This window comes from Lentzea waywayandensis (assembly GCF_900115955.1).
In the GTDB taxonomy this organism is placed as follows: domain Bacteria; phylum Actinomycetota; class Actinomycetes; order Mycobacteriales; family Pseudonocardiaceae; genus Lentzea; species Lentzea waywayandensis.
Genome location: NZ_FOYL01000002.1, coordinates 1,284,157 through 1,293,741, shown reverse-complemented (window position 1 = coordinate 1,293,741; position 9,585 = coordinate 1,284,157). Strand labels below are relative to the sequence as shown.

Here is a 9,585-nt window from a genome sequence, read left to right as displayed (position 1 = left end):
CTCAGCAGGGCACCTCGTCGTACCGCCCCCACGCCCACGTACAACCAGTACGAGGACGTGGGGGCGGTACGACGATGCACCCGTCTGACCGCGAACTCGCCCGGCAACGTTCTGGGCCACACCACTATCGGCGACCGTTGCTTCCGCCCGCCCATCGGGCGAGCGGAAGCAACCGTCCTGGCGATGGACACCGCCCGGACCGGCGAGGATCGTGCAGCACGTGGAACAGGTCGTCGAGGTGGCGGACTTGGACGCGGCGCACGAGGTGTTGAACGCGGCTTACGGCCAGATGCGGCTCAACTCCGGAACCGAGCACCCGCACATGCGGATGTCGTCGCGGATACACGGGGACATCCGGTTCGACGAGTTGCGCGGGCACATCTCGCTCGAGGTGAGCGTTGACCCGATGGAGAACTACGTCTTCGGGCACAACGGCGCCGGGGTCGTCTACTACCGTTCGGGCGGCGAGGACCGTTTCTGGCTGCCTGGCGAGGTGTTCCTGAGCGCACCGCCGGAAAGCCCCTTCGTCGGGGCGATCGCCGACCCGTTGTTGTCGTCGGTCACGCTGCCCCAGTCGGTGATCGACGAGGTGGTCGACGGTGTTCGGTTCGCCGGTTTCCGGCCGTCCTCGCCCCAGGTCGCGGCAGCGTGGTGGTCCACCTGCGTGCATCTGCGCGACGTGGTGCTGCCGCAGTTCGAGGGCAACTCGCTGGTCACGGCGAATGCGATTCGCCTGCTGGTGGCGACCACCCTCGCCACGTTCCCGAACACCACACACACGCCGCCGACGTCTGTCGACCGGCGTGACGCGCACCCGAGAAGCCTGCGCCGTGCGGTCGCGTTCATCGAGGACAACGCCGAGACGGACATCTCCGCGGCCGACATAGCGCGTGCTGCGCGCGTGTCGATCCGAGCGTTGCAACTCGCGTTCCGCCGCTACCTGGGCACGACACCGATGGCCTACCTCCGGGGCGTGCGTCTCTCGTGCGCGCATGAGGACCTGAGGGCGGGCAACGGTTCCGTCACCGAGATCGCGGCTCGATGGGGTTACGCCCGTCCGAGCGTCTTCGCGGCGCACTACCGCGCCGCCTACGACATCTCGCCGTCCTGGACCTTGCGATCGCGTTGAGGGCTTCGTTTTCTCAGTAGTGGCTTCGTTTCCGCTGCTATCGTTCGGGCCCCGCCGTGCGGTGAAGTGATGGCCCGTCTGCGAGGTGAGGCCAGATGACCGCCTGTGAGACCAGCCCGTTCGCCGTGCGGACGAAACGCTCCGACACCCGTTTCACGGCCACCTGCCGTGGCGAGATGGACATCACGACCTGCGACCTGCTCTTCGCCGCCGTGCTGCCCGGAATCACCGACACCACCACCGACCGAGTCTCGGTGGACCTGGCGGAGGTGACGTTCCTGTCCGCGAGCGGCCTGCGCACCCTTCTGCTCCTGCTCTGCGCCGCCCACCACAGCGGCAAGTCGTTCGACTTGCGCCACACCCAGCCCCAGGTCCGCCGGGTGCTGGACCTGTTCGGCTTCACCACCTTCAAAGCGGGCCTTGTGTGGGAGGCAGCCATGTCGCCGAGGAGCCACCACAACTAGCTTGACCAGCTATGTTGCTCCCGCTGGTACTCGTACTCGCGCTCACCCCGCCGCCGTCCGCGATGACGGTCCCCGGCGCCGAACATCAGCAACTGACCCACCTGGCCGACCTCACCACAACGGGCCTGGTCGCCACCGGCCACACCGACCCGGCCGACTGGGCAGGCCTCACCAGCGCCGCGCTGCCCGTCCCCGCCGCCGTGCCGGGAATCCAGATCGACGGCTACTTCCCGGACACTTCCCGCACCAACACCAACCACGGCTGGCACGACTCCCAGTTCGTGGTCAGACTGCCCGACCGCTGGAACGGCGGCCTGGTCGTGACCGGCGCCCCGGGCGTACGCGAGCAGTACGCCAACGACCGGGCAATCTCCGACTGGGTCCTCTCCCGCGGCTACGCCTTCGCCTCCACCGACAAGGGCAACACCGGGGCCCAGTTCTACCGCGACGGCAGGGCGATGGAGGAGTGGAACCACCGCTTCACCCAGCTCGCCATCGCGGCGAAGTCCGTTGTCTCCCAACGCTACGGCCGAGCCCCGCGCCGGACGATCGCCACCGGCATCTCCAACGGCGGCTACCTCGTCCGCTGGCAACTGGAGAACCGCCCGCACCTCTACGACGGCGGCGTCGACTGGGAGGGGACACTGTGGACAGTCGCGGGCCCGAACCCGTTGACGTTCCTGCCACCCGTCCTCCGCGCCTACCCGGCTTACCTGGCAGGCGAACCGGGCGCGCACGAGGCGATGGTCGCGGCGGGCTTTCCCGCCGGCACGGAATTCCTGTGGGACTACCACTATCGGTACTACTGGGACCTGACCCAGCGCATCTACCGCGAGGAGTTCGACCCGCGGTTCGACGGGGAGTTGGAGGCCGGCGTGCCGTTCTGCGCTCCTGGCACTCCTGCCTGCGACGCTGACTACTCGTATGCCGCGCGACGTCGCATCGCTGGTCCTGCGGTTTCCCGGGTCGCGTTGACCGGCAAGGTGAAGCGGCCTTTGCTGACGGTGCATGGCACCTACGACGTGTTGCTGCCGATCAGCCAGGATTCGGACGTGTACGCGGGGATGACGCCTGATCGGTTGCATCGGTACTACCGGGTGGAGCAGGGCACGCACGTCGACGGGCTGGTGGACGCCTATCCCGATCGGTTGCGGCCCCTCGCGCCCTGTCATCGGGCGGCGTTCGTGGCGTTGGAGCGGTGGCTGGACGGGGTGGAGCCGCCTCGGTCGGCGACCCTGCCGCGGCCGGCTGACGTGGCCACGTGCCCTTTGTCGTGATCCAATCGGGGACGTGGCCACCATCGAGTACGTCCTCGGGGACATCACCGAACAGGAAGTCGACGTGATCGTGAACGCCGCCAACTCCTCCCTGCTGGGCGGCGGGGGAGTGGACGGCGCGATCCATCGCAAGGGCGGCCCGGACATCCTCGCCGACTGCCGCAAACTGCGCGCCGGCCACTACGGCGGCGGCCTGAAAACCGGTCAGGCCGTCGCGACCACCGCGGGCCGGCTCCCCGCGCGGTGGGTCGTGCACACCGTCGGCCCGGTCTGGTCGGCCACCGTGGACCGTTCCGAACTCCTGGCCGACTGCCACCGCAACGCACTCCAGGTAGCAGCCGAACTGGGCGCGCAAACGATCGCGTTCCCGGCCATCTCCACCGGCATCTACCGCTGGCCTCCGGAAGACGCCGCCAGAATCGCCCACGCGGCCACGAAGAACGCCCCAGTTCCCCTGATCAGGTTCGTCCTGTTCGACCAGCGAACCTACGACGCCTTCGCCCGCCCGTAGTCCGCGATCTCCATCGCCCACCGGTAGACCTCGAACGGATCGCCCAAGGTCGCGGGCAGCGAAGGATGAACCAGCGTCCCGTTCAACGCCCGAAGCAGGTCGTACAGCCCGAGATGGGTCCAGTCCCACAACATGCTGTCGAAGTTGTAGGCACGCATCAAAGGCGTGAGCCGAGCACGAATGGAATCGATCGACGACTGAGAGAGCCCCACGGCGTGCAGCCGGGCGTCGGTGGCCGCGATGTGCGCGGCGCTGAACGACGTGTCGAGGAACGGCTCGAACAGGTTGCCCCAGACGTCGAGGCGCCCCGCGACCGAGATCCCGTGGCGCCGGCAGAACCCGGCCAACCCAGCCGAGTCGTCCCACGACAGGAACAGCGTCTCGCCGGACACGGTGCGGATCTCCGGCGGCCCCACCTGCGTGGACGCGTCCCGGACAGCAGACGCGGGGAGGACGCCGTGGGGGTGCACGCTGGCCCACGGGAATTCGTAGCCCGCGAAAACGATGTGGTCCGGGCCGAACGTCACCGTCATCGGGCCACGGTACTTTCCCTGACCTGCAATGAGAACGGGGTCTCGACGTCCTCCAGCGCCGAGTCGCGGGATTCGGCGCGGCGGTGCAGCAGGTCGACGGCGGCGCGGGCGATGGCGCCCTTGTCCGGGGCGACGGAGGTCAAGGACGGCGAGCTGTAGACGCTCTCCTCGTTGTTGTCGAAGCCCACTACCGCGAGGTCCTGAGGTACGCGCACGAAACGTTCGGCGGCCGCTCGCATGGCGCCGATGGCCAGGAGGTCGTTGAAGCAGAACACGGCGTCGGGCGGGTTGCGCAGGTCCAGCAACGACTTCATCGCGGCGGCGCCGTCCGCGCGGTGGTAGTTCAGTGCCGGCACGACCAGTTCGTCGACGAACGGCAGCGAGGCCTCGGCCAGGGCGGCGCGGTAGCCCTCCAGACGCAGGGCCGCGGTGCCGCGGTGGGGGTGGGCGCCGATCGCGGCGATTCGTTGGTGCCCGAGCGAGATCAGGTGACGGACGGCGGTCTGCGCGGCGGCGACGTTGTCGATGCCCACGCGGGAGATGGGGACGTCGATGGCGTGCTCGCCCAGCAGGACGGCCGGGACGGACAACTGGAAGTCGTCCACCTGCAACGCTTCCGGGCTCAGGATCGCGGCGTCGACCAGGTGCGGGCCCAGCGACGCCAGCGCGGAGCGTTCGCCGGCCAGGGTGCCGAACGTCTGCTCGATGAGCACGTTCCACTCGTGTTCCTGGGCGGCGGCGATGACGAGGCCCGCGAGCTCGGCGAAGTAGGGGATCGAGAGTTCGGGCAGGACCAGGGCGATGAAGCCGGTGCGGCCGCGGCGCAGGTTGCGGGCGCCGAGGTTCGGGCGGTAGCCCGTGGCCTCCAGCGCCTCCTCGACGCGACGGCGGTTGTCTGCTTTCACGAACGAGTAGCCGTTGACCACGTTCGACACGGTCTTCACCGAGACGCCCGCCAGGCGGGCGACGTCCTTCAGCGTGGCCAACACAGCCTCCAGAAAAAGTACCGGGAAAAGTACCGGGAAGTCCTCGGTCTTTACATCGTTGGAACAACGATGCAAATCTAGCGCCTGAGAGCGCGTCCACGCACAGCCCGCCCGTGTAGGAGCCAACGATGTCTCGCATCCTGCTCATCGCCGTCACCGCTTTGCTCGTGACGGGGTGCACCAGCAGAGAAACCCCGACGACCGCGACCAGTGGAGGCCCCGCCGCATCTGCCGCGCAGAACCAAAGCGCTGGTCCCGGCTGTGCGCGCAGCAAGACCGGATACCCGCAGGTCGATCTCAAGGGCGCGATGGTCGGCTTCTCCCAGTCGGAGAAGGAAGCGAACCCGTTCCGCACCGCCGAGACGCAGTCGATCAAGGACGAGGCTGCGAAACGGGGTGTCGACCTGCTGTACACGAACGCGCAGAGCGACCTGAACAAGCAGATCAGCGACATCAAGTCGTTGATCGACCGCGGCGCGAAGCTGCTGATCGTGGCGCCGCTGAACTCCGACGGCCTTCAGCCCGCGTTCGACGCCGCCAAGGCCAAGCAGGTGCCGGTCGTGACGATCGACCGCAAGGTCACCTCGCAGCCGTGCACGGACTACCTGACCTTCATCGGTTCGAACTTCGTCAAGCAGGGCGAACGCGCCGCCCAGCAGATGATCAAGGCGACCGGCGGCACCGGCAAGGTCGCGATCCTGCTCGGCGCCTCGGGCAACAACGTCACGGTCGACCGCACCAAGGGCTTCAAGGACGGCATCGCCGGCACCCCGGGCCTCACCGTCGTCGCCGAGCAGACCGGCGAGTTCGACAGGTCCAAGGGTCAGGCCGTGATGGAGCAGCTGATCCAGAGCAACCCGGACATCACCGCCGTCTACGCCGAGAACGACGAGATGGGCGTCGGTGCCGTCACCGCGCTCAAGGCCGCGGGCAAGCAGCCGGGCAAGGACGTCAAGGTCGTGTCCATCGACGGCACGCGCAACGCCGTGCAGCTGATCGCGGACGGCAGCTACACCGCGGTGGTCGAGTCCAACCCGCGCTTCGGCCCGCTCGCGTTCGACACGCTGGAGAAGTTCGGCAAGGGCGACGAGATCCCGCAGAACATCGTGATCTCCGACGACGAGTACGACACGACGAACGCGGCGCAGAAGCTCGGCAATGCCTACTGATCCGGTCATCGAGGTCGCCGGCGTCACGAAGACGTTCGCCGGCGTCCAGGCGCTCGGCGACGTCGACTTCACGCTCCAGCGCGGCGAGATCCACGCGCTGGTGGGGGAGAACGGCGCCGGCAAGTCCACGCTGATCAAGGTGCTGACCGGCATCCACACCCCGGATGCCGGTCGGCTCACCCGCAACGGGCACATCTCCACGATCTACCAGGAGGTGAACCTCGTTCCGCTGATGAGCGTGGCCGCCAACCTGTTCCTGGGCCGCGAGCCGCGCAACCGGTTCGGCCTGATCGACCGCGCCCGCCGCAACGCCGACGCCTCGGAACTCCTTCGGGGCTACGGCATCACGGCGGACGTGAGCAGTCCACTCGGGACGCTCGCGGTCGGCGAGCAGCAGATGGTCGCGCTCGCCAGGGCGGTCGAGGCCAACGCGGACGTCGTGATCATGGACGAGCCCACGTCGTCGCTGGAACCACGCGAGGTCGAGACCTTGCTCGGCGTCGTGCGGAAACTCCACGAGGCGGGCATCTCGATCATCTACGTCAGCCACCGCATGGACGAGCTGTACCGGATCTGCGACACGGTCACGGTCCTGAGAGACGGGCGAAACGTTCACAGTGGTCCTCTCAAAGAACTTCCGCGCATCGAGCTGGTCTCGCTGATGCTCGGCAGGTCGGTCAAGGAGATCGAGAAGCACGGCACCACGGCGTTCGGCGAAGGTCACCACGCCGACACCCAGCCGGTGCTCGAAGCACGCGAGCTGACGAGCAGGCCGCGCATCAACGGCGTGAACGTGTCGATCCGGCCCGGCGAGGTCGTCGGCCTCGCCGGCCTGCTCGGATCGGGCCGCACCGAGACGGCGAAAGCGATCATCGGCGCGCTTCCGCTCGACGGCGGCACGGTGCTCGTCGCGGGCAAACCGGTGTCGCACAACGTGAAATCGGCGATGAGGGCGGGTATCAGCATGCTCGCCGAGGACCGCAAGACCGAGGGGATCATCCCGAACCTGTCCGTGCGCGAGAACATCGTGCTGGCCGCGCTGCCGAGGCTCAGCCGGTTCGGTGTGATCAGCAGGTCCAAGCAGGACCGGATCGTGGACACGTTCGTCAAGCGTCTGCGCATCAAGGTGTCCAGCCCCGAGCAGAAGGTCGCGGAGCTGTCCGGCGGCAACCAGCAGAAGGTGCTGCTGGCCAGGTGGCTGTGCACCGAACCCAGGATCCTGCTGCTCGACGAACCGTCGCGCGGCATCGACGTCGGCGCGAAGGCCGAGGTGCAGGCGTTGATCGACGAACTCGCGCGGGAAGGCCTGGCGGTGCTGCTGATCAGCTCCGAGCTGGACGAACTGCTCGACGGCGCGGACCGGCTCATCGTGCTGCGCGACGGATCGGTCGCCGGTGAGCTGGAAGGCGACCAGCTCACGAGTGAGCACGTGCTCAAGGCCATCGCGGCGGAGGTGAGGGATGGCTCAGACGACCACGCAGTCAGCCACCAGAACGGCAACTAGCACCGCAGCCGCGCGAACACGCTGGTTGCAGGACAACGGTGTCTACGTCGCCGTCGCCGCGCTGCTGCTGTTCAACGCCCTGTTCACGGCCAACTTCCTGACGCTGGGCAACTTCACCACCCAGCTCGTCCAGGCCGCACCGGTGCTGATCGTCGCGCTCGGCATGGCGCTGGTGATCGGCACCGAAGGCGTCGACCTGAGCGTCGGCGCGGTCATGGCGCTGGCCGCCGCGATCATCCCGCTGTACCTGGGCGCCGGTCCGCTCGTCGCGATCGTGATGGCGCTCGTCGTCGGCGTGCTGGCGGGAGCGTTCAACGGCCTCCTCGTCGCCAAGGTCGGCATCCAGCCGATCGTCGCCACGCTCGCGTTGCTGGTCGGCGGACGGGGCCTGGCGCTGGTCATCGCGGAGGGTCAGCTCGTCCAGCTGCACGACCAGGCGTTCCTGGAGCTCGGCACCGGCGACGTGCTCGGCATCCCGATCAGCGTGCTGATCGCGGGACTGCTGGCGCTCGTCATCGCTGGTCTGACGAACCGCACGACGTTCGGCCGTCAGCTCGTCGCGGTCGGCGGCAACCGCAAGGCGGCCACGCTGGCAGGCCTCCCGGTCAACCGGGTGCTGGTCGGCGTCTACGCGATCTGCGGTGTGCTCGCGGCGATCGCCGGCGTGCTGGCCACCTCCCGGCTCGCTGCCAGCGACCCGGCCGACATGGGCCTGCTCATGGAACTGTCCGCGATCACCGCGGTGGTCGTCGGCGGAACCCCGCTCACCGGGGGCAAGGTCCGCGTGCTCGGCACGGTGTTCGGCGTGATCCTGATGCAGCTCGTCAGGGCCACCCTGATCAAGCACAACCTGCCGGACTCGATCGCGCAGATGATCCAGGCCGCGATCATCATCGCCGCCGTGTACGTGGCACGGGAGCGCCGATGATCACCACGACCACTCCCGCCGTTCCGAAGGCGGCCGCGCGGACGAAGGTCCTGCAACGCCAGGGCGCCGCCGTGGCGCTGGTGCTGATGGTCGCGGTGTCCTGGCTGGTCTTCCCGCGCTTCGGCAGCCTCGACAACCTGCGCGACCTGGCCCTGCAGGGCTCGTTCCTCGCGGTGATCGCGATCGGCATGACGTTCGTGATCATCACGGGCGGCATCGACCTGTCCGTCGGCTCGCTCTACGCGCTCGGCGGCGTGCTCGCGGCCTGGGGCTCGCAGTACGGGTTCCTGGCGGCGCTCGCACTGCCGTTGGTGGTCTGCGGGGCGATCGGACTGATCAACGGCCTGCTGATCGCCCGCACGAACATGGCGCCGTTCATCGTCACGCTGGCGTCGCTGCTGTTCGCCCGCGGACTCCTGCTCGCGATCACGGACGAGGGCGCCAACACCTACAAGATCGCGACGGACAGCGCGTTCGTCGAACTGGGCCGCGGCACCGTGCTCGGCTTCGGTTATCCGATCTTCATCGCGGCCGTGCTCGCCGTCCTCGGCGGGATGATCCTGAACCGCACGAGCTTCGGCCAGAACGTGTTCGCGACCGGGGGAGCCGAGCAGTCGGCGATCCTCCTGGGCGTTCCCGTCGCGAAGACCAAGATCGTTGTCTACACGATGAGCGGCACGCTGGCGGGTCTCGCCGGCGCCCTGACCGCCGCTTATCTCCAGTCGGGCGTCACGGTCATCGGCGTCGGCCTCGAGCTGGACGCCATCTCGGTCGTCGTCATCGGCGGAACCCTGCTGACCGGTGGCATGGGCACGATCCTCGGCACCGTCATCGGCGTCGGCCTGATCAAGGTCATCCAGAACGTCATCAACCAGATCGGCACGCTCGACAGCAACTACCAGTCGGTGGTCAGCGGCGTGTTCTTGCTCATCGTCGTAGTCCTGCAGCGAATATTGCGAAGATAGGAGAGCCATGACCAGACGCGTCCTGGGCGTATTGGTCTCGATCCTGATCACAGCAACCTTCCTGACACCCACAGCGCACGCGGCGGAGTGGGTACCGAAAGTCCCTCCGCTCTCGACAC

The 9,585-nt window shown here is 68.0% G+C and carries 10 protein-coding genes; 8 read left to right on the top strand and 2 right to left on the bottom strand.

Annotated features, from left to right (window positions below):
- Positions 1-220: 220 nt before the first annotated feature.
- From BM417_RS10565 to BM417_RS10550, 4 genes are all read left to right on the top strand, one after another.
- The gene (locus BM417_RS10565; protein WP_143138593.1) at positions 221-1,129 is read left to right on the top strand and encodes a helix-turn-helix transcriptional regulator; all 909 of its coding nucleotides are present in this window, start codon (positions 221-223) and stop codon (positions 1,127-1,129) included.
- Between the two features lie 95 nt (positions 1,130-1,224).
- The gene (locus tag BM417_RS10560) at positions 1,225-1,593 is read left to right on the top strand and encodes an STAS domain-containing protein (protein ID WP_093590647.1); all 369 of its coding nucleotides are present in this window, start codon (positions 1,225-1,227) and stop codon (positions 1,591-1,593) included.
- 11 nt (positions 1,594-1,604) lie between these two features.
- Positions 1,605-2,870, top strand: coding sequence for a tannase/feruloyl esterase family alpha/beta hydrolase (locus BM417_RS10555; RefSeq protein ID WP_093590644.1), 1,266 nt, complete (start codon positions 1,605-1,607; stop codon positions 2,868-2,870).
- Positions 2,871-2,883: 13 nt separating this feature from the next.
- Positions 2,884-3,381, top strand: a complete 498-nt coding sequence (locus tag BM417_RS10550; RefSeq protein WP_093590641.1) for an O-acetyl-ADP-ribose deacetylase — start codon at positions 2,884-2,886, stop codon at positions 3,379-3,381.
- Here BM417_RS10550 and BM417_RS10545 read toward each other — a convergent pair.
- Positions 3,357-3,914 carry a hypothetical protein gene (locus BM417_RS10545; protein WP_143138592.1) on the bottom strand — a complete coding sequence of 186 codons (558 nt, stop codon included), beginning with the start codon at positions 3,912-3,914 and terminating at the stop codon, positions 3,357-3,359. The two genes, BM417_RS10550 and BM417_RS10545, sit on opposite strands and share 25 nt — an antisense overlap.
- Positions 3,911-4,903, bottom strand: a complete 993-nt coding sequence (locus BM417_RS10540; RefSeq protein ID WP_093590635.1) for a LacI family DNA-binding transcriptional regulator — start codon at positions 4,901-4,903, stop codon at positions 3,911-3,913. Before BM417_RS10540 ends, BM417_RS10545 begins: the two co-directional genes overlap by 4 nt.
- Before the next feature lie 125 nt (positions 4,904-5,028).
- Between BM417_RS10540 and BM417_RS10535 the strand changes: the two genes are divergently transcribed.
- Genes BM417_RS10535 through BM417_RS10520 form a run of 4 tightly spaced genes read left to right on the top strand, consistent with a single transcriptional unit; the run spans position 5,029 to position 9,466 of the window.
- On the top strand, positions 5,029-6,069 hold the full coding sequence (locus BM417_RS10535) for an ABC transporter substrate-binding protein (RefSeq protein ID WP_093590632.1): 1,041 nt from the start codon (positions 5,029-5,031) through the stop codon (positions 6,067-6,069).
- On the top strand, positions 6,059-7,573 hold the full coding sequence (locus tag BM417_RS10530; protein ID WP_093590629.1) for a sugar ABC transporter ATP-binding protein: 1,515 nt from the start codon (positions 6,059-6,061) through the stop codon (positions 7,571-7,573). Before BM417_RS10535 ends, BM417_RS10530 begins: the two co-directional genes overlap by 11 nt.
- Complete coding sequence (locus BM417_RS10525; protein ID WP_093590626.1) at positions 7,530-8,501, top strand: ABC transporter permease; 972 nt, start codon at positions 7,530-7,532, stop codon at positions 8,499-8,501. Before BM417_RS10530 ends, BM417_RS10525 begins: the two co-directional genes overlap by 44 nt.
- Positions 8,498-9,466, top strand: a complete 969-nt coding sequence (locus tag BM417_RS10520; protein WP_093590623.1) for an ABC transporter permease — start codon at positions 8,498-8,500, stop codon at positions 9,464-9,466. Before BM417_RS10525 ends, BM417_RS10520 begins: the two co-directional genes overlap by 4 nt.
- The last annotated feature ends 119 nt before the right edge of the window (positions 9,467-9,585 follow it).

Excerpts from the sequence above, each read along its gene's own strand:
- BM417_RS10530 (WP_093590629.1), top strand. The coding sequence starts at position 6,059 with ATGCCTACTGATCCGGTCATCGAGGTCGCCGGCGTCACGAAGACGTTC.
- BM417_RS10535 (WP_093590632.1), top strand. The coding sequence starts at position 5,029 with ATGTCTCGCATCCTGCTCATCGCCGTCACCGCTTTGCTCGTGACGGGG.
- BM417_RS10560 (WP_093590647.1), top strand. The coding sequence starts at position 1,225 with ATGACCGCCTGTGAGACCAGCCCGTTCGCCGTGCGGACGAAACGCTCC.
- BM417_RS10525 (WP_093590626.1), top strand. The coding sequence starts at position 7,530 with ATGGCTCAGACGACCACGCAGTCAGCCACCAGAACGGCAACTAGCACC.
- BM417_RS10555 (WP_093590644.1), top strand. The coding sequence starts at position 1,605 with ATGTTGCTCCCGCTGGTACTCGTACTCGCGCTCACCCCGCCGCCGTCC.
- BM417_RS10520 (WP_093590623.1), top strand. The coding sequence starts at position 8,498 with ATGATCACCACGACCACTCCCGCCGTTCCGAAGGCGGCCGCGCGGACG.
- BM417_RS10545 (WP_143138592.1), bottom strand. The coding sequence starts at position 3,914 with ATGACGGTGACGTTCGGCCCGGACCACATCGTTTTCGCGGGCTACGAA.